Here is a 22,344-nt window from a genome sequence, read left to right as displayed (position 1 = left end):
TTGCAGAATGTCTATAATGATTATTACGAGCATCGTTTTGGGAGGAGGTGAAGCCCCGTGTTAAAACGTTTTGTCGAACTTGCTTTCACCTTGGTCGGAGCATCCGCTGGCTATTATTTAGGTCCTGAGTTTTTCGGGTTGCTTCAAGAGTCTCCTCTGAATTTTGGCGAAGTGCCGGGACCGCATTATATTGGCGCGGTTCTTGGAGCGATCATCATGTTTGTCGCAACATTTTGGTTGTCGAATAATGTGGTGAAGTGGATTCGCTGGAGCGAAGAACGTTTGGTTAAAATACCGGCTGCGGATGGACTTTTCGGGGCTCTTGGTTTAATTTTCGGATTGATTGTTGCATTTTTAATTCAACAACCGTTGGCACAGCTGCCGATACCGGGCGTAAACCGTGTGTTGCCTTTTATCTTTTCCGGTTTGTTCGGTTATCTTGGATTCAGGGTGGGATACAAAAAGCGGGATGAACTGATCTCGGTTTTTACGCTTGGGCGTCAAAATAAAGAAGGAAAACAGAAAAACGAAGAAAAGCCTTATGTTGAGCATAAAATTTTGGACACCAGCGTGATTATTGACGGACGCATTGCCGATATTTGCCGTACGGGCTTTTTGGAGGGGACGTTGGTGATTCCGAGCTTTGTGCTCGAAGAACTGCAACATATCGCCGACTCATCCGATGTGCTGAAACGGAACCGGGGACGTCGCGGATTGGATATCCTGAACAAGATCCAAAAAGAGCTGGATGTTGATGTCCTGATTTATGAAGGCGACTTTGAAGAAATTCAGGAAGTGGACAGCAAGCTGGTCAAATTGGCCAAAGTTTTGTCGGGGAAAGTGGTCACCAATGATTTCAACTTGAACAAAGTTTGTGAGTTGCAAGGAGTCAGCGTGCTCAACATCAATGACTTGGCCAATGCCGTGAAACCCGTTGTGTTGCCCGGGGAAGAAATCAATGTTCAAGTGATTAAAGACGGGAAAGAACATGGTCAAGGCGTGGCATACTTGGATGACGGAACCATGATCGTGATTGAAGGCGGGCGTGAATACATCGGGGAACGGATTGATGTTTTGGTCACCAGTGTGTTGCAAACATCTGCGGGTCGGATGATTTTTGCCAAACCGAAACTTTTGGAAAAGGCGTTGTAGGCTTTTTAAATCTTTAAGGAAAAAATGAAATTGCCGTTGCTTGAGGCCCGTGATTGGTTTATATTCTAAACCAAGGACGGGCATATTTTGTTGCAAAGCGAAAGGAGACAGGTGCTTGAGTGTCGGAGTTGTGGTTCCTGCCGCAGGACTGGGAAAAAGAATGGGGGCCCGTGAACCGAAGCAGTTTTTAACCTTTCACGGTCAACCCATCTTGATACATACTTTGGCCTTGTTTGAATCTTTTCCCGAAATTGATGAGATGGTGGTTGTCGCTGATCAAAAGGAGATCGGGCGGACGCAAAAGATGATCAGGGGAGCGGGGCTTCAAAAAGTGACGCATGTCGTTCCCGGAGGAAAAGAACGGCAAGAAAGTGTTTATCTGGGATTGAAGAAGATTTCGACGGACTGGGTCATGGTGCATGATGCGGTCCGTCCTTTTGTCAGTCATGAAGCGATTTCCCGTTTGTTGGAGGAAGCCCGCATGCACGGAGCCGCCATATTGGCTGTGCCGGTGAAGGATACGGTCAAAGTGGTCGATGATGCGGGAATTGTTGAAAACACCCCGGACCGGAAGCGCCTGTGGGCAGTCCAAACGCCTCAGGCTTTTCGGCGCGAGGTCCTGTTGTCGGCGCATGAGCATTTTGCCGGACGGGAAACGGTGGCGACGGATGATTCCATGCTGGTGGAAGAAATGGGCGTGGATGTGCGTGTGGTTCAAGGGGAATATACAAATATCAAGCTGACCACACCTGATGATTTATATTTGGCAGAAGCGATTTATCAGATGAGGGGAAAGAAGAAATGATTCGCATTGGACAAGGATTTGACGTTCACCAGTTTGCTGTTGGAAGACCGCTGATTGTCGGCGGCATCACCATTCCATACGAAAAAGGGTTGATGGGCCATTCGGATGCGGATGTTTTATTGCATGCCATTACGGATGCGATTTTGGGTGCCGCAGGGATGGGGGATATCGGAAAAATCTTTCCGGATACGGATGATGCTTACAAAGACGCCGACAGTGCGGTGTTGTTAAAAGAGGTCTGGAAGCAAGTGAAAGAAAAGGGGTACGCATTGGGGAATCTTGATTCCGTGATCATTGCCCAGAAACCGAAGATGGCTCCGTACATTCCTCAAATGACGCAAAGAATTGCGGAGATTTTGGAAGCGGAAACCTCTCAGGTGAATGTGAAAGCCACCACCACGGAGCAGCTGGGTTTCACCGGACGCGAAGAAGGAATGGCATCCATGGCGGTGGTTTGTCTTGTGCAAAATCGATAAAGAATGGAATCTGGCATAAAAGGAGAGAGTAAAACATGGACAGGGTTCGCACACGTTATGCACCCAGCCCCACGGGGCATCTGCATATCGGCGGTGCAAGAACGGCATTATTCAGTTATTTGCACGCCAAACGCAATGGTGGCGATTTTATCGTCCGGATCGAAGATACTGACACGGAAAGGAACGTGGAGGGCGCCGATGAAAAACAGATGGCCATGTTGAAATGGCTGGGCATCGAATGGGACGAAGGCGTGGATGTCGGCGGTCCTTACGGGCCTTATCGTTGCATGGAGAGAACGGAAATTTACAATCGGTACATTGATCAGCTTCTCAAAGAAGGGAAAGCTTATTTGAGCTATACCACCAAAGAAGAGCTGGAAAAAGAGCGCGAGGAGCAGATTGCCCGGGGAGAAGTTCCCAAATACAGCGGATGGGACCGGGATTTGACTCCGGAACAGCGGGCGAAGTTTGAAGCGGAGGGACGGGTTCCCAGTGTCCGCTTTCGTGTGCCGGAGGGAAAAACCATTGTCATCGAGGATGAAATTCGCGGAACGGTGAAATTCGAATCCGACGGCATCGGGGATTTTGTCATTCGCCGGCCGGACGGACGCCCCACTTACAATTTTGCCGTGGTTGTCGATGATGCCTTGATGAAAATCAGCCATGTGATCCGCGGGGAAGAGCATTTATCCAACACCCCGAAACAAATCATGATTTACGAAGCCCTTGGTTTCAAGCCGCCGGTCTTTGCCCATATTCCGCTCATTTTAAACGGCGAAGGCAAGAAAATGAGCAAACGGGATGAAAGCATCATCCAATTCATTGATCAGTATAAGGAATTGGGTTATTTACCCGAGGCGATCGTCAACTTCATTTCGCTTTTGGGTTGGTCGCCGGAAGGGGAAGAAGAGATGTTTACACCGCAAGAGCTGGTAGAAGTGTTCTCGCTTGAGCGGGTGTCCAAAGCGCCGGCGATTTTTGACACCGGAAAATTAAAATGGATGAACGGGCAATATATCAAAAAAGCATCCTTGGAACGGGTCGTTGAGCTGGCCATTCCCCACTTGGAAAAAGCTGGCCGCATCCGGACGCCGCTCGATGAGGAACAGAAAGCCTGGGTGACCCGCCTGGTCGCTTTGTATCAGGAGCAAATGGAGTATGCGGCGGAAATTGTTGAGTTGTCGGATTTGTTCTTCCAAGATGAAATCAATTACTCTGAACAAGCCCGGCAAGTGCTTGCGGAAGAGCAAGTTCCCGCTGTCTTGAAGGCCTTTTTGGAACAAGTTCAACAAAGCGGGTCCTTTGAACCGGATGATATCAAGAAAATGTTTAAACAGGTGCAAAAAGAAACCGGTTATAAAGGGAAAAAATTGTTCATGCCGGTCCGGGTGGCCGTCACCGGTTTGGAACACGGCCCCGATCTGCGCGGAAGCCTTTCTTTGATTGGCCGGGACCGGGTGATAAAACGTTTGCATCAAGTCATTGACAATGTTTTGTGAAGCCGCCAAAATAATATAGATAGAAACGAGTAACAAGGCTGTGATCGGGAGAGTCAGATGTTAAAGGGATTCCAGAGAGGAGCTGGCCGGTGCGAAGCTCCATTCCTGAACATCTGATATGCACCCGGGAGCTGACCTCTGAAACGGATGCGGCCCGGAGTAGGAGGATCCGGCCACCCGCCGTTATCGGGAAAAAGAGGGGCCTGGTTGGCCCAAACAGAGTGGAACCGCGGATATACCGTCTCTGTAGCTTGCGTGCTGCAGAGATTTTTTATTTCCTATTTCAAATCGGCGATAAGAGGGGGAAACCTGACATGCTGTGGAGTAAGAAAAATGGAATTCGCCAAACTCTGCAGGCAGATATTCAAGCGGTGTTTGACCGGGATCCGGCGGCTCGGAGCACTTTGGAAGTGGTGTTGACTTATTCCGGATTGCATGCATTATGGGCTCACCGGTTGGCGCATTGGTTCTACAAAAAACGTTTGTTGCTCATTGCGCGTATAATATCTCAGTTAAACCGCTTTTTTACCGGGATTGAGATTCATCCCGGTGCCAAAATCGGCCGGGGGGTCTTCATTGATCACGGAATGGGTGTGGTCATCGGAGAGACATGTGAAATTGGCGACTATGTGACGATTTATCAGGGCGTCACATTGGGAGGAACAGGCAAAGAAAAAGGAAAACGGCATCCGACGATCGAGGATCATGTGATGATTGCGTCAGGGGCGAAAGTTTTGGGCTCCATTCGTGTCGGACGTTTTGCCAAAGTCGGAGCCGGCTCGGTGGTCTTGCGGGATGTGCCGCCCAATTCCACCGTTGTCGGAGTGCCGGGACGGGTAGTGATTCAGGACGGCGTGAGGGTGAAAGATGATTTGGATCAAGTGAACCTGCCCGACCCGGTTGCGGAAACATTGCGATCCATGCATGTTGAAATGGATGCGTTAAAAGCCCGGTTGAGTGAGTTGGAAGCGAAGTTAAACTGCAGGGAAAATCCAGTGGATCAGGGAGGAACAACCGACGATGACAATACAGCTTTACAACACGCTGACCAGAAAGAAAGAAATGCTTCAAGTGCAAAATAATGAGGTTCGCATCTATGTGTGCGGCCCGACGGTATATAACTTTATTCATATCGGGAACGCCCGTGTCTTTGTCTTTTTTGACGTGGTGCGGCGGTATTTGCGCTCCCGGGGTTATCGTGTGACTTATGTGCAGAATTTCACCGATGTCGACGACAAGTTGATCCGGGCCTCCCAAGAAACGGGAAAACCGGTCCCGGAAATTGCCGAACAATACATCCAAGCTTATTTTGAGGACATGGATACATTGGGGGTGCAACGGGCGGATGTGCATCCGCGGGCAACCGAGCATATTCCGGAGATGATTGAAGCGATTCGGGATCTGATTGACAAAGGATATGCTTATGAAAAGAACGGGGATGTTTACTTCCGCTCCTTGCGCAAAAAAGATTATGGAAAACTGTCCCATCAATCGTTGGAAGAATTGAAGGCGGGGGCCAGGATTGAAATCAATGAACAAAAGGAACATCCGTTGGATTTTGCATTGTGGAAAGCCGCCAAGCCCGGGGAAATCAGCTGGGAAACGCCTTGGGGACGCGGGCGGCCCGGCTGGCACATCGAATGTTCCGTAATGGCACGCAAATACCTGGGGGACACGTTGGACATCCATGCAGGCGGAGCGGATCTCTGCTTCCCCCACCACGAAAACGAGATCGCACAAAGCGAGGCATGGACGGGCAAAACATTTGTGCGTTATTGGCTGCATAACGGGTATATTAATATGGGAAATGAAAAGATGTCGAAATCGCTCGGGAATGTCAAACGCGTGGTTGAATTGCGTAAGACCTATTCCCCGGAGGCGATCCGGTATTTCCTTTTATCTGCCCATTACCGGCATCCGATTTCCTTCAGCGATGAAGTGATGAGACAGGCGGAAGGAAGCATTGAACGGATCCAAACCGCGGTGGAAAATTTAAAACACCGGTTGGATTCGGCGATGCCCGGCGGGGAAGATCCGGAAACGGCCGCGAAGCTGTCACGGTACAAAGAGCAGTTTGAAGCCGAGATGAACGATGATTTCAATACAGCCAATGCCATCAGTGTGCTGTTTGAAGTGGTCAAACTGGCGAATGAAACGGTGGCGAAACCGGTCGTGTCCAAGGAAACGGTTCAAGGAATCTTGGATTGGCTGAAAACGCATGGGGAAGAAATTCTGGGCCTGGTCACAACCGAATCGGAAGACCGCCTGGAGCAGGAGCTGGAAGCCTTGATCGAAGAAAGGCAAAAAGCGCGAAAAGCCCGGGATTTTGCAAAAGCTGACGCAATCCGGGACCAGCTTTTGGCCCGCGGGATTGTGCTGGAAGATACACCACAAGGAGTTCGATGGAGAAGAAAATGAGTGAAAATATATTCGGAATGCTTCAACCGCTGACAAAAACACCGCGGGAATATAATCCTTTGTTGCTGGCTTATCTGGGTGATGCCGTGTATGAGATATTTATCCGGCATCACCTGGTGGCCCGTGGCATTGCCCGGCCTCAGGACTTGCAAAAAGAGGCGGCCAAATTTGTGTCTGCTTTGGCCCAAGCCAAAGTGTACAAAGCGATTGAAAACGATCTGACGGAAGAAGAGCGGGACATCTTAAGACGCGGCCGCAATGCCAAGTCAGGAAGTGTCCCCAAAAACGCAAAGGTGACGGATTACAGACAAAGCACCGGATTGGAAGCGTTGATGGGCTACCTGTATTTGAAAAAAGATGAACAACGTTTGCATGAATTGATGAATTCAGCGATAGAGATTGTCGAAAAGGGGTACAAGGAAAATGATTGACTGGATATACGGGAAACACGCGGTTTTGGAAACATTGAAGTCCGGGCGCCCGGTGGAAAAAATTCTTTTGGCAAAAAATATCAACAAATTCAGCGTGAATGAGATCATTGAACACGCCAAAAAACAAAATGTTCCGTACCAATGGGTGCCCCGTTCCCGTTTGGACCAATTGGCGGAAGGGAATAACCATCAAGGAGTCGTTGCCCAAGTCGCTGCCTTTGAGTACGCTTCGCTGGAAGACCTTTTTAAGCGGGCGGAGCAGAAACAGGAGGCACCCTTTTTTTTGCTTTTGGACAGTATTGAAGATCCCCACAACCTCGGATCGATTTTGCGTTCAGCCGATGCTTCGGGGGCGCATGGCGTCATCATTCCGAAGCGGAGGGCGGCAGGGGTGACTTCCGTGGTGGCAAAAACCTCGGCCGGTGCGGTGCAACATGTGCCGGTGGTCCGGGTGACCAATTTGAATCGTGTTGCCGATGAATTGAAAGAACGGGGAGTTTGGCTCGTCGGAAGCGACGGATCGGCCGAACAGGAGTATACCGGGATTGATTACAACATGCCGGTTGCCGTGGTGATCGGGAATGAAGGGCGCGGGATTCACACGTTGTTGAAAAAGAAATGCGATTTTTTGGTGAAGCTCCCGATGAGAGGGAAGGTTTCATCGTTAAATGCATCGGTTGCGGCGGGGATTCTCATGTATGAAGTCATGCGCTGCCGGATGAATGATGGTTAAGCACGAAGAATGGCTGGTGGTGGATGGGTATAACGTGATCGGTGCCAAGTCGGGGGTGCACTGGAATCCGGTTTCGATTGAAGAGGAACGGGTTCAATTGATTCGCGATTTGTCTGAATATCAGGCGATGACCGGCCGGCAGGTCCATCTTGTGTTTGATGCGCATTCCACACCAGGGATTGACGTGAAAACCGACGAGGAGAAAATTCTGGTTTACTATACCCGTCGCGATGAAACCGCGGATGAGTTTATCGAACGCTTTGTCAAGAAGCATAAAAGCCCGCACCGCTCCATTTATGTGGCAACGTCCGATTATCTGGAGCAACGGATGGTTTTCGGACAAGGGGCCTACCGCATCTCTTCCAGGGAGCTGTTGGAGGAGATCCGGATCGCAAAAGAGAAATTAAACAAAAAATTGAAACGGGAGAGGCAACAAAAGCAAAGAAACACCTTGGAAGAAAGAATAAGTATCGATCTCAAACAGATATTTGAAAAATGGAGAAGGAAAAAATAGGTTAAAATTTGACGTTTTTGTTTCACTTCGGATATAATAACATTACTGTGGGTTAATATAAGGGTTTATAGGCTACTTGGTCGGGAGGGAAAGCGGTGAGTGTAAATCTTCAATCCAGTAATTTTGTCACTTACGACAGAAATGCTGATTACAAAAACATGGCCGACGAAGAGCTGGTTTATGGCGTACGCGTGGGAGATCATCAGGCTCTGGAATATTTGATTAATAAGTACAAAAATTTCGTCAGAGCGAAAGCGAGATCCTATTTTCTCATCGGAGCCGATCACGAAGATATCGTGCAGGAGGGGATGATTGGACTATTTAAAGCGATTCGGGACTTTAAGGGGGACAAGCTGGCTTCGTTTAAAGCATTTGCCGAATTATGCATCACGCGCCAGATCATCACAGCGATCAAAACGGCTACCCGACAAAAACACATTCCGCTCAACTCTTATGTTTCATTGGACAAGCCTGCTTACGACGACGATACGGACAGGACGTTGCTGGATAAAATCCCCGGAAGTCTATCAAACCCTGAGGAGATCTACATCAGCCAGGAAGAATATAATGATATTGAAGATAAAATAGCGAAAATTCTTAGTGATTTGGAACGGAAAGTATTGATGTTGTATCTGGACGGACGTTCTTATCAGGAAATCGCGGTCGACTTAAATCGACATGTGAAGTCGATCGACAACGCCTTGCAGAGAGTGAAACGGAAATTAGAGAGATACCTTGAAGTGCGTGAACTTTCTTTATGATTAACAAAAGCACCGGTTCACAAAAGAACAGGTTTCGTACCTGTTCTTTTGTTTGGATTCGACAAAAAACATCATGATTCCTTTTTGTTTTGAAAAAATGTATGGAAAATCATGCGGATTGCTTGCTTTTTAACAAAGTATTCAAAAATTCCCGGCCGGTTTCTTTTTTATAAACTGATTTTTGATGAGCGAAATTTATGTCAATAATGGTTTTACAAACGGCTTTACATTGACAGCAGGGAGCCAGTGTGATAATGTAATTTGGGTATTTTCTATCGTTTCCTTCCGTTTGAACGGCGACTTGATGAAGAGGAGGTGTCGGAAGATGCGGGTGAACATTACACTGGCTTGCACCGTATGTCGTTCACGCAACTATGCATTGACCAAAAACAAAAGCAAACATCCGGATCGCATGGAATTACGCAAATATTGTCCGCGTTGCAATTCGCATCAAATCCATCGTGAAACCAAGTAATAAGGGTTTAGCTGCTTGATAGAAGATGGGGGTGACAATATGGCTGCTTTTCAAGGTCTTAGACGTGGAGTCCGGAAAAGTGTTTCCGGCACAGCCGGCTTTTTCCGGGGAAGCATTCAGGAGCTGAAAAAAGTTCGCTGGCCAAACCGGCAGGAAATGGTCAACTACACCGTTGTGGTTTTGCTGATTGTGATACTCTTGGCTGTCTTTTTCTTTGTCGTGGATGCTGGGATTTATCAGTTGGTGAAACTGATTACTAAATAGCAGTCATTTCTTAAGGGGGGGACAGGGGTCAAACCCTGATGAGCAATGGAGAAAAATTGGTATGTGGTTCACACGTATTCCGGCTACGAGAACAAAGTGAAAACCAACCTGGAAAAGCGTGTCCATTCCATGGACATGCAAGATAAGATCTTCCGCGTTCTTGTACCAATGGAAGAAGGAATCGAGCACAAAGACGGAAAAAAGAAAACGGTAATGCGAAAAGTCTTTCCGGGTTATGTGTTGGTAGAGATGGTTATGACCGACGACTCGTGGTATGTCGTGCGAAACACACCAGGAGTGACAGGATTCGTGGGTTCATCAGGGGCAGGGTCCAAGCCAACTCCCCTTATGCCGGATGAGGTTGATGCCATCCTGCGTCAAATGGGCATGGAAGAGTCTAAGGTGACGGTTGATTTTTCGATTGGCGAAAATGTCAAAGTGAAGGAAGGACCGTTCGCTAATTTTGTCGGAAGAATTGACGAAATTGATGCAAGCCGTTCAAAAATCAAAGTAATGGTCAATATGTTCGGCCGGGAGACGCCGGTTGAACTGGATTTTGACCAGGTGGAAAAAATTTAGCGAACCGAAAACTTTCGTTTCTTTTTTGTGTGTGGTAAAGTATAACTGTTTGTTGTATGTTACCCCCATCTTTGGGGCGAGCGCAAGCCTGACTGAAAGGGAGCTTGCCTTTCCGTGGGAGGGTAATACCCGAGAAAACCACATGTTTGAAGGAGGTTGGATTCGCGTGGCCAAAAAAGTCATTAAAGTGGTCAAGCTGCAGATTCCGGCTGGGAAAGCCAATCCGGCACCGCCTGTAGGTCCGGCATTGGGTCAAGCTGGTGTGAACATCATGGGATTTTGTAAAGAGTTCAATGCCCGCACGGCTGAACAGGCCGGACTGATCATTCCGGTTGAAATCACGGTTTATGAAGACCGTTCCTTTACGTTTATCACCAAAACTCCTCCAGCTGCCGTTCTCTTGAAGAAAGCAGCCGGGATTGAATCCGGATCCGGTGAACCGAACCGGAATAAAGTAGCGACCATTAAACGGGATAAAGTGCGTGAGATCGCTGAAATGAAAATGCCCGATTTGAATGCCGCAAGTGTGGAAGCTGCCATGCGCATGGTGGAAGGCACGGCAAAAAGCATGGGCATTCAGATCGAAGACTGATCGGGCGAAGAGCCGGGCTGCTCTGCCACGAGCAGCTTGAAGCTTGTGGGAGGATCTTCCGCTAAGACCACGAAAGGAGGAAATGAACGTGGCAAAACACGGCAAAAAATATCTTGAGGCGCTTAAAAAAGTTGACCGCGAAAAACTCTACAGCCCTCAAGAAGCATTGGAACTTGTGAAAGAAATTTCCACTGCGAAATTTGATGAAACGGTTGAAGCAGCGTTCCGTTTGGGAATCGACACCAAAAAAGCTGACCAGCAAGTGAGAGGTGCGGTGGTGTTGCCGCATGGTACCGGGAAAACCAAACGTGTTCTCGTCTTTGCCAAAGGGGAGAAAGCAAAAGAAGCTGAAGCTGCCGGTGCCGATTATGTCGGGGATGAAGAGACGATCAACAAAGTCAGCCAAGGATGGCTTGATTTTGACGTGGTTGTGGCCACTCCCGACATGATGGGGCAAGTCGGTCGTTTGGGACGGATCCTGGGACCGAAAGGATTAATGCCAAACCCGAAAACCGGTACGGTTACCTTTGAAATCGAGAAAGCCGTAAAAGAAATCAAAGCCGGCAAAATTGAATACCGTGCCGACAAAGCCGGTATAGTCCACGCTGCGATCGGTAAAGTTTCCTTTACGACAGATCAATTGCGTGAAAACTTGCAAGTGTTGGCTGACGCTTTGATGAAAGCCAAACCGGCTGCTGCCAAAGGAACCTACATGAAGAGCGTGACCGTTTCTTCGACCATGGGACCTGGCGTTTCCGTCAGCGCACAACAATTGGTTGGTCGTTAATTTTTGCATCTGGAAATCTTTTGCACGGGGCAATAAAGAGAACAAGTATTGCCCGGTGATGACTTTTCTGATATAATCCGTGTCATGATGTGATTCGCCGGTGGCAGTGTGTCTGCTTCGGATGAGGTGAATCCGCAATAATTGGATATAGCTTTTTACCGTAGACAGTAGGTGCCGAAGTTGCTGCTTAATATCCTACCGAGGTAAGGATACATGCATGGATGTGGTGTGTTCCACGGAATCCATACGAGTAACGGAAGCCTTCGACTGTCTACGGAGGCTTTTTCTATTTTTAAAAACTCCTGATGAGGAGGTGTGCCGCGTGTCCAAAGCGATTGAAAGAAAAAAACAAGTTGTCGCAGAAATCGCAGAAAAACTGGAAAAGAGCAAAAGCACCATTGTAGCTGACTATCGCGGTTTGGATGTAAAACAAATGAACGAGCTGCGCAAACAGTTGCGCGAAGCCGGCGTTGAATTCAAGGTGCTCAAAAATACGCTGACCCGCCGCGCTTGCGAACAAGTCGGCGCCAACGACCTGACCGAGCATCTGACCGGACCAACCGCAGTTGCATTCAGCTACGAAGATGTAGTGGCTCCGGCCAAAATTCTCCATGGCTTTGCCAAAGAGAACAAGGAGCTGGAAATCAAAGGCGGTTTGGTGGAAGGTAAAGCCGTCAGCCTTGATGAAATCAAGGAACTGGCAGAACTGCCGTCCTACGAAGGTTTGCTCTCCATGTTGCTTAGCGTGTTGCAAGCGCCTGTGCGCAACTTTGCACTGGCTGTCAAAGCAGTGGCTGACAAAGATGGAGAAGCTGCCGAAGCTTAAAAAATTATTGATATCTAACAGAATGCAAGGAGGTTTCCTTTATGTCTAAAGAAGAAATCATTCAAGCGATTAAAGAAATGAGCGTTCTCGAACTGAACGATCTTGTAAAAGCAATCGAAGAAGAATTCGGTGTAACTGCTGCGGCTCCGGTTGCAGTGGCTGGTGCTGCCGGCGGCGGGGATGCTGCTGAAGAAAAAACTGAATTTGATGTTGTGCTTGCCAATGCAGGCTCCTCCAAAATCAACGTCATTAAAGCCGTTCGCGGTATTACCGGCCTCGGCTTGAAAGAAGCAAAAGCACTTGTTGACAACGCTCCGTCCCCGGTCAAGGAAGGAGTTTCCAAAGAAGAAGCAGACAAAATCAAAGCAGAACTCGAAGAAGCCGGTGCTACTGTAGAAGTTAAGTAATCGTTTGGATCCGGCTAACCCGTCGTCATACGGTCGGCGGGTTCTCTTTTTAAAGCAGACGATCTGAAATTTGAGATGAGAAGGACTGATCCTCTCTTCAAAAAAGGAGATCCGTTATCCATGGCTGATCACTATTTTTCCCGTCAACCTGAGTCGAAAAGTGAAGAGCGCGAAATCCAAGCCGTTCTGTCGGGTGAATCTTTCCGGTTTAAAACGGATGCCGGTGTGTTTTCGAAAAAGGGAATTGATTTTGGCACCCGCCTTTTGATTGAAAGCGCCGAGATTGAACCGGAATCCGCCGTCCTTGATTTGGGCTGCGGCTACGGAGCGGTTGGAATTGCGGTGAGCAAAACGGTTCCGGATGTAGCAGTGACCATGGTGGATGTGAATGAACGGGCTGTTCAGCTGGCAAAAGCGAATGCAGCTTTGAATCAAGCGGATGACCATGTGGAAATTTTGGTCAGCGACGGGTTCTCTCAATTGCAAGGCAGAAAATTTGACCATATTTTGTTAAACCCGCCGATTCGTGCGGGGAAATCAACGATTTACCGTCTGTTTAAAGAAGCGTCTGTTGCCCTTCATCCAGGGGGATCTTTGTGGATCGTCATCCGCAAGCAACAGGGAGCGGAATCGGCCAAAAAAGAGTTGGAACAATTATTTGCAGATGTGGATGTGGTCCGGAAGAAAAAAGGGTATGTCATTATCCGCTCACGAAAAGATTGACACTAAATTTTCGTTATGATAGTGTATTAAATTGCAGAAAGTGTCTTTGAACTCATAGAATCATTGAAAACGGTTGTGTGAAAACCGGTTGGTTTATTGCGCGATCCAACTGGATAAAATAGGTAAATAGACTGCTTCTAGGTAAAAATGAGGTTCAATATCACTCATTTTCTTTTTTTACTTTGACAACCGCATTTGGAAAGCGGTTTTGACTGGGTGCGAGGGGGGAGTTTATTTGGCTGGTAAAATGATCCCGTGTGGTCGTCGGCAACGTCGTAGTTATGCTCGCATTAACGAGGTTTTGGAACTACCGAATCTGATTGAGATTCAATTGAAGTCATACCAATGGTTTTTGGATGAAGGTTTGCGGGAAATGTTCCGCGACATTTCGCCTATCGAAGATTTCACGGGGAATCTGGTGTTGGAATTTATCGATTACAGCTTGGGCGAACCCAAGTATACCGTGGAGGAAGCAAAAGATCACCAGGTTACCTATGCAGCACCGTTGCGCGTGAAAGTTCGCCTGATCAACAAAGAAACCGGTGAAGTCAAGGAACAGGAAGTGTTTATGGGTGACTTCCCGCTCATGACAGAAACCGGAACCTTTATCATCAACGGCGCAGAACGAGTCATTGTAAGCCAATTGGTTCGTTCGCCCAGTGTGTATTATAACACGAAAGTCGATAAAAACGGGAAACCGACTTATACTGCCACAGTAATTCCAAATCGTGGCGCTTGGCTTGAGTTGGAAACCGATGCCAAAGATATCATTTATGTTCGCATTGATCGTACACGGAAAATTCCGGTGACGGTTCTTTTGCGTGCGCTCGGATTCAGCAGTGATGCGGAAATCCTCGAGTTGTTGGGGGATGACGAGTATATCCGCAACACCCTGGATAAAGACAACACGGGGAATACTGAAAAAGCGCTGATTGAAATTTATGAACGTTTGCGTCCGGGTGAACCGCCAACCGCGGAAAATGCCCGCAGTCTGCTTTATGCGAGATTTTTTGACCCGAAACGGTATGACTTGGCAAGTGTCGGACGCTATAAAATCAATAAAAAACTGCATATCAAAAACCGTTTGATCAATCAAAAACTGGCTGAACCCATTGTGGATGCAGAAACCGGCGAAATTTTGGCCGAAGCCGGACAAGTCTTGGAGCGCCGCGTGTTGGACAAGTTGATGCCTTATCTCACCGGGGAAAAGGCATACGGTTACAAGTCCTACAAAGTGCGTGGAGGCGTGCCGGAAGACGGAACGATTGAGTTGCAATCCATCAATATTTTCTCCCCGTTGGAAGACGGAAAAGTGATCAAAGTCATTTCGAACGGGGAAGTGGATGACTCGGTCAAACACATTACCGCTGCGGATATTTTGGCTTCCATTAACTACTTTATCAACTTGTTGCACGGGGTTGGCTCAACGGATGACATTGACCATCTCGGAAACCGCCGTCTGCGTTCCGTCGGGGAATTGTTGCAAAACCAATTCCGGATCGGTTTGTCCCGGATGGAGCGTGTGGTACGTGAACGGATGTCCATCCAGGATGCCAATGCCATCACACCGCAAGCGCTGATTAACATTCGTCCGGTGATTGCCGCGATCAAAGAGTTTTTCGGCAGCAGCCAGTTGTCCCAATTCATGGATCAGACCAACCCGCTGGCTGAGTTGACGCATAAACGCCGTTTGTCAGCCTTGGGTCCCGGTGGTTTGACCCGGGAGCGCGCAGGGATGGAAGTGCGTGACGTTCACCACTCACACTATGGTCGGATGTGTCCGATCGAAACTCCTGAGGGTCCGAACATCGGGCTGATCAACTCTTTATCGACATATGCACGGGTCAATGAGTACGGCTTTATCGAGACGCCTTACCGCCGGGTCGATCCCGAAACCGGAAAGGTGACGGATCAAATTGATTATCTGACTGCGGATGAAGAAGACCATTTCTATGTTGCCCAAGCCAACGCAGAACTGAACGAGGATGGAACCTTTGCCCATGAAACGGTGACCGTCCGTTACCAAGATGAAACGATTACCGTTCCGCGGGATCGGGTCGATTACATGGACGTTTCCCCGAAACAGGTCGTGTCGGTGGCAACGGCATGTATTCCATTCTTGGAAAACGACGACTCCAACCGTGCGTTGATGGGATCGAACATGCAGCGTCAAGCCGTTCCGTTGCTCCGCCCGAGAGCACCGTTTGTCGGGACCGGCATGGAACATATTGCCGCCAGGGATTCGGGGGTCATGATTCGTGCCAAACGGCCCGGCACCGTTGTGCGGGTTACAGCGGATGAAGTATGGGTCCGCCATGAGGAAGAAGTGGACGGCCGCGTGGTTGAAGGGGACATCGACAAGTACAAGCTGACGAAGTTTGCCCGTTCCAACCAGGGAACCTGCATCAACCAGCGTCCGGTTGTCAAGTACGGGGAGAAAGTGAAAGCCGGTGACACGCTGGCGGACGGTCCTTCAACCGAACAAGGGGAATTGGCCCTGGGACAAAATGTGGTTGTCGCGTTCATGACGTGGGAAGGTTACAACTACGAGGACGCGATCTTGTTAAGTGAAAAGCTTGTGAAAGAAGATGTTTACACATCGATTCACATTGAAAAATACGAAAGCGAAGCACGGGATACCAAATTGGGACCGGAAGAAATCACACGGGATATTCCCAATGTCGGGGAAGATGCGCTGAAAAATCTGGATGAACGCGGAATCATCCGCGTGGGGGCTGAAATCAAACCCGGCGACATCCTCGTGGGGAAAGTCACTCCGAAAGGAATGACCGAACTGACCGCGGAAGAGCGCTTGTTGCACGCCATCTTTGGTGAAAAAGCGCGGGAAGTTCGCGACACCTCACTGCGCGTTCCCCATGGAGAATCCGGAATCGTTGTCGATGTAAAAGTGTTTACCAGGGAAAACGGAGATGAGTTGCCGCCTGGCGTCAACCAACTGGTTCGCGTGTACATCGCCCAAAAACGGAAGATTTCCGAAGGGGACAAAATGGCGGGACGCCATGGAAACAAAGGGGTTATCGCAAAAGTTCTGCCGGAAGAAGACATGCCGTTTTTGCCCGACGGCACGCCGGTTGAAGTGGTGTTGAACCCGCTAGGGGTTCCGTCACGGATGAATATCGGACAGGTTCTGGAAGTCCACCTTGGGATGGCTGCAAAAGCTTTGGGGCTTCATATGGCGACACCGGTCTTTGACGGTGCGACCGAGAACGATGTCTTTGACACGTTGGAAGAGGCCGGACTTAGCCGGGACGGGAAAACCATCCTGTACGACGGCCGGACGGGTGAACCGTTTGAAAACCGCGTCACGGTCGGGGTTATGTATATGATCAAGCTGGCTCACATGGTTGACGATAAAATTCACGCCCGTTCAACCGGACCGTACTCACTGGTTACCCAGCAACCGCTTGGAGGTAAAGCGCAGTTTGGCGGTCAGCGGTTCGGTGAGATGGAGGTATGGGCGCTGGAAGCTTACGGTGCAGCCCACACCTTGCAGGAAATTCTCACTGTGAAGTCAGACGATGTCGTCGGTCGTGTGAAAACGTATGAAGCGATTGTCAAAGGTGAAAATGTGCCAGAGCCGGGTGTTCCCGAATCATTCAAAGTTCTCATCAAAGAACTGCAAAGCTTGGGTATGGATGTCAAGATCCTTGCCGGCGATGAGCAGGAAATTGAGATGCGCGAACTGGATGAAGAAGATGAACCGGCCAATGAAAAGTTAGGATTTGATTTGTCGGTCGATGAAGGCAATAAATCCAACTCTTCTTCGTAGTGCGAAAGGGGGAGCGTGTGAAACGCTCTCCTTACGCACAACGGGATGAATCCTGAGGGAGGAATCGCCCAATGCTCGATGTAAATAACTTTGAATTTATGAAAATTGGTCTCGCCTCGCCCGAGAAGATCCGTTCCTGGTCCCGTGGTGAGGTGAAAAAACCCGAAACGATCAACTATCGTACGTTAAAGCCGGAAAAAGAAGGCTTGTTTTGTGAAAAAATCTTTGGTCCGACCAAAGACTGGGAGTGTCACTGCGGAAAGTACAAACGGGTCCGGTATAAAGGGGTTGTTTGTGACCGGTGCGGTGTGGAAGTAACCCGTTCGAAAGTGCGCCGCGAACGCATGGGGCATATCGAATTGGCCGCACCCGTCTCCCATATTTGGTACTTCAAAGGAATTCCCAGCCGGATGGGTCTGGTTCTGGATATGTCTCCCCGTTCACTGGAAGAAGTGATTTACTTCGTTTCCTACGTGGTCGTGGATCCGGGATCGACCCCGCTGGAGAAAAAACAATTGTTGTCGGAAAAAGAATACCGTACTTACCGCGAAAAATACGGTTCCGCATTTACAGCCATGATGGGGGCCGAAGCGATCAAACGGTTGCTTTCCGAAATTGATCTGGATAAAGAAGTCGAGGCACTGAAAGAGGAACTGCAAACCGCACAAGGGCAAAGACGCAACCGTGCGATCAAACGTTTGGAAGTGCTGGAAGCATTCCGCACCTCCGGAAATGATCCGGCATGGATGGTTTTGGATGTTTTGCCGGTGATTCCTCCGGAACTGAGACCGATGGTCCAACTGGATGGCGGACGGTTTGCCACTTCCGACCTGAACGATTTGTATCGCCGGGTGATTAACCGGAACAACCGCTTAAAACGTTTGTTGGATTTGGGTGCTCCGGATATCATCGTGCAAAACGAGAAAAGAATGTTGCAGGAAGCGGTCGACGCCTTGATCGATAACGGCCGTCGCGGTCGTCCGGTGACCGGTCCGGGAAACCGCCCGCTGAAGTCGTTGTCGCATATGTTGAAAGGGAAACAAGGACGTTTCCGTCAAAACCTGCTCGGAAAACGGGTCGACTATTCCGGCCGTTCGGTAATCGTCGTCGGACCCCACTTGAAAATGTACCAATGCGGCTTGCCCAAGGAAATGGCTTTGGAGCTCTTTAAACCGTTTGTCATGAAAGAGTTGGTGGCAAGAGGGCTGGCCCACAACATCAAAAGTGCTAAACGGAAAGTGGAACGCGTCCATCCCGAAGTTTGGGATGTCTTGGAGGACGTGATCAAAGAGCATCCGGTTCTGTTGAACCGTGCGCCGACGTTGCACCGTCTGGGAATCCAAGCGTTTGAGCCGGTCTTGGTCGAAGGGCGTGCCATCCGTTTGCACCCGCTCGTATGTACGGCTTATAACGCGGACTTTGACGGGGACCAAATGGCGGTTCACGTGCCCCTTTCGGCTGAGGCGCAAGCGGAAGCCCGTCTGTTGATGTTGGCGGCACAAAACATTTTGAACCCGAAAGACGGCAAACCGGTAGTCACGCCTTCACAAGACATGGTTCTCGGTTCTTACTATCTGACGCTGGAAAAAAGAAACGATCCCGGAGAAGGAAGTGTGTTCTACTCCATTTCCGAAGCGATCAATGCATACGATCACGGTTATGTCACTTTGCATTCGCGGATTGCGATTCCGGCGAAAAACGTGGGCAAAAACGTCTTTACGGAAAAGCAAAAGGACGCACTCTTGGTGACAACCGTCGGGAAATTGATTTTCAACGAAATTTTCCCGGCAGATTTCCCGTATATCAATGAACCTTCCAAAGAAAACCTGGTACGCACTCCGGACAAGTATTTCATTTTCGAAAAAGGAACCAACGTGAAAGAATTCATCCAGAATATAGAGGAACCGTCCGCTTTGAAAAAAGGACACCTCGGAACGATTATTGCCGAGTGTTTCCGCCGTTTTGGAACAACGGTGACCTCTGAGGTTCTGGACAAAGTCAAAGAGTTGGGATACAAGTATTCCACCAAAGCGGGAATCACGATTTCCGTTTCCGATGTCACGGTTCCGGAAGAAAAGAAAGACATTCTGGCCAAGGCAGACGAAGAGGTTAAAAAAGTCCTCAAGCAATACCGTCGCGGTCTGATCACCGACGATGAACGGTATGAACGCGTCATTTCGATCTGGAGCCAGGCCAAAGACCAAATCACGGACGTCCTGATGAAGAATATGGGCAAATTCAACCCCATTTATATGATGGCCAACTCCGGTGCGCGGGGGAACGTGTCGCAAATCACCCAGCTGGCGGGAATGCGCGGTCTGATGGCAAACCCGGCCGGTAAGATCATTGAACAGCCGATTCGTACCAACTTCCGTGAAGGGCTGACCGTGTTGGAGTACTTTATTTCAACACACGGTGCACGGAAAGGTTTGGCGGATACCGCCCTCAGAACGGCAGACTCCGGTTATTTGACCCGCCGTTTGGTCGACGTGGCTCAAGATGTGATTGTGCGTGAAGACGACTGCGGTACGGATAAAGGAATTTCCGTGACCAAACTGGCCGAAGGCAATGAAGTGATTGAGGAACTGTATGACCGGATCGTGGGACGGGTTTCCTTCCAAACGGTTCGTCATCCGGAAACGGGTGAAGTGATTGTCCGCCGGAATGAATTGATCGATGAAGACATCGCCAAAGAAATTGTGGATGCTGGCATCGAAGAAGTAGTCATCCGTTCGGTGCTGACATGCCGGACCCGACACGGGGTGTGCAAAAAATGTTACGGACGCAACCTGGCCTTGGGTACGCCGGTGGAAGTCGGTGAAGCCGTCGGAATCATTGCCGCCCAATCGATCGGTGAACCCGGAACCCAGCTGACGATGCGGACGTTCCATACAGGCGGGGTGGCCGGAGACGACATCACCCAAGGTTTGCCACGGATTCAAGAGCTGTTTGAGGCCCGGAATCCAAAAGGTCAGGCGGTCATCAGTGAAATTGCCGGTACGGTCAAAGACATCCGCGAAACCAAGGATCGCCGTGAAATCGAAATTGAAGGAGCGGTGGAATCCAAAGTTCATGTCGTTCCGTACGGCGCACGGCTGAAAGTGGACGTGGGTGATGTTGTGGAAGCCGGTGTGGAGCTGACCGAAGGTTCGGTGGACCCGAAAGATCTGCTCCGCATCAAAGGCGCCCGCGGGGTTCAAAATTATATCTTGCGCGAGGTACAAAAAGTGTACCGCTTGCAAGGGGTTGAAATTAACGATAAACACGTTGAGGTCATGGTTCGCCAAATGATGCGCAAAGTCCGGATCACCGATGCTGGAACGACGGACTTGTTGCCGGGGTCCATCGTGGATATTCACGATTACGAAGATGCCAACCGGAGAGAACTGTTGTCGGGCGGGGATCCGGCAGTGGGCCGTCCGGTTCTGCTCGGAATCACCAAGGCTTCACTGGAGACCGATTCCTTCCTGTCGGCAGCATCGTTCCAAGAAACAACCCGCGTCTTGACCGATGCCGCCATCAAAGGAAAAGTGGATCGTCTGTTGGGATTGAAAGAAAACGTGATTATCGGGAAATTGATCCCGGCCGGTACCGGTATGGACCGTTACCGTTCCATGGGATACAAGTTGGCGAATGAAGTCGGGGACAGCGACAAACAGGAGATGGAAAAGGTAACGATTGAATAGTGTTTTTTATTGACTTTGCTCATTCATGGTGGTAATATATCCTCGTGTGCTTGGATGTAAATTATTCACTTTGGAGGGCAGCAAGCATGTCTTATGAAAAAGTGAAACAAGCAAATTCGTTAACGATTGGTGCCAAGCAAACGAAGAAAGCCATTGAACAGGGCATTGCCACCCGGGTGTTTGTGGCTGATGATGCGGATCCGCGAATCACAGAACCGATTGTTATGCTTTGCAAAGAGAAAGGAATCGTTGCGGAACATGTCGACTCCATGAAAAAGCTCGGAAAAGCTTGCGGCATTGAAGTCGGCGCAGCGACGGCAGCGATTTTGAAAGAAGTGTGAGCGACGATATAAACGGTTGGCCGCGCAGGGTGATTGCGCGGCTGGCCTCCTGAAACATAAGTCGTTCCCATTTTTATAACCACAGATGGAACACCTGGATCTGTGGTCTTGTGAACAAGTTAAATCCGCGCCAAAGGGAGGTGCCTGAAGAATGCCGACAATTAACCAGCTCGTGCGTAAAGGTCGTAAAAGCAAAAAATCTCAATCCAAATCACCAGCGCTTCAATACACCTACAACACGCTGAGAAAAGAGGTTGTACACCAAAGTGCACCGCAAAAACGCGGAGTATGTACCCGTGTGGGCACGATGACGCCGAAAAAGCCGAACTCCGCTTTGCGTAAATATGCCCGTGTCCGTTTGACAAACGGAACCGAGGTGACGGCGTACATTCCGGGAATCGGCCATAACCTGCAAGAACACTCCGTGGTTTTGGTTCGTGGCGGACGTGTTAAAGACTTGCCTGGTGTGCGTTACCACATTGTGCGTGGCGCTTTGGACACGGCCGGAGTGACCGACCGGAAACAAGGCCGTTCCAAATACGGTACCAAACGCCCGAAAAAATAATGAAGCATAAGATTTGACAAAATGGGATAAAAAGGAGGGAGAAGCATGCCGCGTAAAGGCCCAGTACCTCGTCGGGATGCGCTGCCGGATCCGATTTACAACAGCAAACTGGTTACCCGTCTGATCAACCGGCTGATGTATGACGGAAAAAAAGGAGTTGCTCAGCGCATTTTGTACAATGCCTTTGATATCATCCGCGAGCGTTCCGGAAATGATCCGATGGAAGTGTTTGAACAAGCACTGAAAAACGTAATGCCAGTATTGGAAGTAAAGGCACGTCGTGTTGGGGGTGCCAACTACCAAGTGCCGGTTGAAGTCAAGCCGGAGCGCCGTACCAGCCTTGGTTTGCGTTGGCTCGTGAACTATGCCCGTCTTCGCAGCGAGAAGACCATGGAAGAGCGTTTGGCCAACGAAATCATGGATGCAGCAAACAACACAGGAGCTGCAGTGAAGAAGAAAGAAGATACACACCGGATGGCAGAAGCAAACCGTGCTTTTGCACATTATCGCTGGTAATTTA

General features: G+C 49.3%; 23 protein-coding genes and 2 other annotated features. All 23 genes read left to right on the top strand.

Annotated features, from left to right (window positions below; all coding sequences use genetic code 11):
• The first annotated feature begins 57 nt into the window (after window positions 1-57).
• The 23 genes from I8U23_RS11930 to rpsG all read left to right on the top strand — a co-directional run bounded on the left by I8U23_RS11930 (window position 58) and on the right by rpsG (window position 22,340).
• The gene (locus I8U23_RS11930) at window positions 58-1,152 is read left to right on the top strand and encodes a PIN/TRAM domain-containing protein (RefSeq protein WP_037996994.1); all 1,095 of its coding nucleotides are present in this window, start codon (window positions 58-60) and stop codon (window positions 1,150-1,152) included.
• Between the two features lie 115 nt (window positions 1,153-1,267).
• On the top strand, window positions 1,268-1,957 hold the full coding sequence (gene ispD, locus I8U23_RS11925) for a 2-C-methyl-D-erythritol 4-phosphate cytidylyltransferase (protein WP_037996996.1): 690 nt from the start codon (window positions 1,268-1,270) through the stop codon (window positions 1,955-1,957).
• Window positions 1,954-2,433 (top strand): 2-C-methyl-D-erythritol 2,4-cyclodiphosphate synthase, encoded by a 480-nt coding sequence (ispF, locus tag I8U23_RS11920; RefSeq protein WP_037996998.1) that lies wholly within the window; start codon window positions 1,954-1,956, stop codon window positions 2,431-2,433. The genes ispD and ispF overlap by 4 nt, the downstream gene beginning before the upstream one ends.
• Before the next feature lie 35 nt (window positions 2,434-2,468).
• A complete protein-coding gene (gltX, locus tag I8U23_RS11915) occupies window positions 2,469-3,932 on the top strand; it encodes a glutamate--tRNA ligase (RefSeq protein WP_037997000.1) in 1,464 nt (487 codons plus the stop codon).
• Window positions 3,933-3,963: 31 nt separating this feature from the next.
• Window positions 3,964-4,181: a binding site (T-box leader), on the top strand.
• 65 nt (window positions 4,182-4,246) lie between these two features.
• On the top strand, window positions 4,247-5,014 hold the full coding sequence (gene cysE, locus I8U23_RS11910) for a serine O-acetyltransferase (protein ID WP_206760047.1): 768 nt from the start codon (window positions 4,247-4,249) through the stop codon (window positions 5,012-5,014).
• A complete protein-coding gene (cysS, locus tag I8U23_RS11905) occupies window positions 4,953-6,350 on the top strand; it encodes a cysteine--tRNA ligase (RefSeq protein WP_037997003.1) in 1,398 nt (465 codons plus the stop codon). Before cysE ends, cysS begins: the two co-directional genes overlap by 62 nt.
• A complete protein-coding gene (locus I8U23_RS11900) occupies window positions 6,347-6,781 on the top strand; it encodes a Mini-ribonuclease 3 (protein ID WP_231564633.1) in 435 nt (144 codons plus the stop codon). The genes cysS and I8U23_RS11900 overlap by 4 nt, the downstream gene beginning before the upstream one ends.
• A complete protein-coding gene (gene rlmB / locus I8U23_RS11895) occupies window positions 6,774-7,514 on the top strand; it encodes a 23S rRNA (guanosine(2251)-2'-O)-methyltransferase RlmB (RefSeq protein ID WP_037997004.1) in 741 nt (246 codons plus the stop codon). The genes I8U23_RS11900 and rlmB overlap by 8 nt, the downstream gene beginning before the upstream one ends.
• Complete coding sequence (locus tag I8U23_RS11890; RefSeq protein ID WP_037997007.1) at window positions 7,507-8,028, top strand: NYN domain-containing protein; 522 nt, start codon at window positions 7,507-7,509, stop codon at window positions 8,026-8,028. Before rlmB ends, I8U23_RS11890 begins: the two co-directional genes overlap by 8 nt.
• A 95-nt stretch (window positions 8,029-8,123) precedes the next feature.
• A complete protein-coding gene (gene sigH / locus I8U23_RS11885; RefSeq protein ID WP_037997009.1) occupies window positions 8,124-8,789 on the top strand; it encodes an RNA polymerase sporulation sigma factor SigH in 666 nt (221 codons plus the stop codon).
• 325 nt (window positions 8,790-9,114) lie between these two features.
• Window positions 9,115-9,264: a 50S ribosomal protein L33 gene (gene rpmG, locus I8U23_RS11880; RefSeq protein WP_037997011.1), complete on the top strand. Its 150-nt coding sequence runs from the start codon at window positions 9,115-9,117 to the stop codon at window positions 9,262-9,264.
• A 39-nt stretch (window positions 9,265-9,303) separates the two neighbouring features.
• On the top strand, window positions 9,304-9,528 hold the full coding sequence (gene secE / locus I8U23_RS11875) for a preprotein translocase subunit SecE (protein WP_049720820.1): 225 nt from the start codon (window positions 9,304-9,306) through the stop codon (window positions 9,526-9,528).
• Between the two features lie 45 nt (window positions 9,529-9,573).
• Window positions 9,574-10,107: a transcription termination/antitermination protein NusG gene (gene nusG, locus I8U23_RS11870; RefSeq protein WP_037997016.1), complete on the top strand. Its 534-nt coding sequence runs from the start codon at window positions 9,574-9,576 to the stop codon at window positions 10,105-10,107.
• A 166-nt stretch (window positions 10,108-10,273) separates the two neighbouring features.
• Window positions 10,274-10,699 (top strand): 50S ribosomal protein L11, encoded by a 426-nt coding sequence (rplK, locus tag I8U23_RS11865; protein ID WP_037997076.1) that lies wholly within the window; start codon window positions 10,274-10,276, stop codon window positions 10,697-10,699.
• Window positions 10,700-10,787: 88 nt separating this feature from the next.
• Window positions 10,788-11,486, top strand: a complete 699-nt coding sequence (rplA, locus tag I8U23_RS11860) for a 50S ribosomal protein L1 (RefSeq protein ID WP_037997019.1) — start codon at window positions 10,788-10,790, stop codon at window positions 11,484-11,486.
• 140 nt (window positions 11,487-11,626) lie between these two features.
• Window positions 11,627-11,782, top strand: a sequence feature (ribosomal protein L10 leader region).
• 26 nt (window positions 11,783-11,808) lie between these two features.
• Window positions 11,809-12,312 (top strand): 50S ribosomal protein L10, encoded by a 504-nt coding sequence (gene rplJ / locus I8U23_RS11855; RefSeq protein ID WP_037997020.1) that lies wholly within the window; start codon window positions 11,809-11,811, stop codon window positions 12,310-12,312.
• Between the two features lie 41 nt (window positions 12,313-12,353).
• The gene (rplL, locus tag I8U23_RS11850; protein ID WP_037997021.1) at window positions 12,354-12,719 is read left to right on the top strand and encodes a 50S ribosomal protein L7/L12; all 366 of its coding nucleotides are present in this window, start codon (window positions 12,354-12,356) and stop codon (window positions 12,717-12,719) included.
• A gap of 120 nt (window positions 12,720-12,839) precedes the next feature.
• Window positions 12,840-13,442 (top strand): class I SAM-dependent methyltransferase, encoded by a 603-nt coding sequence (locus tag I8U23_RS11845; protein WP_037997022.1) that lies wholly within the window; start codon window positions 12,840-12,842, stop codon window positions 13,440-13,442.
• Between the two features lie 235 nt (window positions 13,443-13,677).
• Window positions 13,678-17,232 carry a DNA-directed RNA polymerase subunit beta gene (gene rpoB / locus I8U23_RS11840; protein ID WP_037997024.1) on the top strand — a complete coding sequence of 1,185 codons (3,555 nt, stop codon included), beginning with the start codon at window positions 13,678-13,680 and terminating at the stop codon, window positions 17,230-17,232.
• A gap of 71 nt (window positions 17,233-17,303) precedes the next feature.
• On the top strand, window positions 17,304-20,918 hold the full coding sequence (gene rpoC / locus I8U23_RS11835) for a DNA-directed RNA polymerase subunit beta' (protein WP_037997026.1): 3,615 nt from the start codon (window positions 17,304-17,306) through the stop codon (window positions 20,916-20,918).
• An 86-nt stretch (window positions 20,919-21,004) separates the two neighbouring features.
• Window positions 21,005-21,259 (top strand): 50S ribosomal protein L7ae-like protein, encoded by a 255-nt coding sequence (locus tag I8U23_RS11830; protein WP_198051079.1) that lies wholly within the window; start codon window positions 21,005-21,007, stop codon window positions 21,257-21,259.
• 151 nt (window positions 21,260-21,410) lie between these two features.
• Window positions 21,411-21,824 (top strand): 30S ribosomal protein S12, encoded by a 414-nt coding sequence (gene rpsL, locus I8U23_RS11825; RefSeq protein WP_037997033.1) that lies wholly within the window; start codon window positions 21,411-21,413, stop codon window positions 21,822-21,824.
• Between the two features lie 45 nt (window positions 21,825-21,869).
• A complete protein-coding gene (rpsG, locus tag I8U23_RS11820) occupies window positions 21,870-22,340 on the top strand; it encodes a 30S ribosomal protein S7 (RefSeq protein ID WP_037997036.1) in 471 nt (156 codons plus the stop codon).
• Window positions 22,341-22,344: the final 4 nt, after the last annotated feature.

It is taken from the genome of Thermoactinomyces sp. CICC 10735 (genome assembly GCF_016055175.1).
Classification (GTDB): domain Bacteria; phylum Bacillota; class Bacilli; order Thermoactinomycetales; family Thermoactinomycetaceae; genus Thermoactinomyces; species Thermoactinomyces vulgaris.
Note: the sequence above shows the minus strand (reverse complement) of the source record. Positions and strands in the feature narration are given on the sequence as shown.

Coding starts and splice junctions, on each gene's coding strand:
- ispF (WP_037996998.1), top strand. CDS start 1,954: ATGATTCGCATTGGACAAGGATTTGACGTTCACCAGTTTGCTGTTGGA.
- gltX (WP_037997000.1), top strand. CDS start 2,469: ATGGACAGGGTTCGCACACGTTATGCACCCAGCCCCACGGGGCATCTG.
- cysE (WP_206760047.1), top strand. CDS start 4,247: ATGCTGTGGAGTAAGAAAAATGGAATTCGCCAAACTCTGCAGGCAGAT.
- cysS (WP_037997003.1), top strand. CDS start 4,953: ATGACAATACAGCTTTACAACACGCTGACCAGAAAGAAAGAAATGCTT.
- I8U23_RS11900 (WP_231564633.1), top strand. CDS start 6,347: ATGAGTGAAAATATATTCGGAATGCTTCAACCGCTGACAAAAACACCG.
- rlmB (WP_037997004.1), top strand. CDS start 6,774: ATGATTGACTGGATATACGGGAAACACGCGGTTTTGGAAACATTGAAG.
- I8U23_RS11890 (WP_037997007.1), top strand. CDS start 7,507: ATGGTTAAGCACGAAGAATGGCTGGTGGTGGATGGGTATAACGTGATC.
- rpmG (WP_037997011.1), top strand. CDS start 9,115: ATGCGGGTGAACATTACACTGGCTTGCACCGTATGTCGTTCACGCAAC.
- secE (WP_049720820.1), top strand. CDS start 9,304: ATGGCTGCTTTTCAAGGTCTTAGACGTGGAGTCCGGAAAAGTGTTTCC.
- nusG (WP_037997016.1), top strand. CDS start 9,574: ATGGAGAAAAATTGGTATGTGGTTCACACGTATTCCGGCTACGAGAAC.
- rplL (WP_037997021.1), top strand. CDS start 12,354: ATGTCTAAAGAAGAAATCATTCAAGCGATTAAAGAAATGAGCGTTCTC.
- I8U23_RS11845 (WP_037997022.1), top strand. CDS start 12,840: ATGGCTGATCACTATTTTTCCCGTCAACCTGAGTCGAAAAGTGAAGAG.
- rpoC (WP_037997026.1), top strand. CDS start 17,304: ATGCTCGATGTAAATAACTTTGAATTTATGAAAATTGGTCTCGCCTCG.
- I8U23_RS11830 (WP_198051079.1), top strand. CDS start 21,005: ATGTCTTATGAAAAAGTGAAACAAGCAAATTCGTTAACGATTGGTGCC.
- rpsL (WP_037997033.1), top strand. CDS start 21,411: ATGCCGACAATTAACCAGCTCGTGCGTAAAGGTCGTAAAAGCAAAAAA.
- rpsG (WP_037997036.1), top strand. CDS start 21,870: ATGCCGCGTAAAGGCCCAGTACCTCGTCGGGATGCGCTGCCGGATCCG.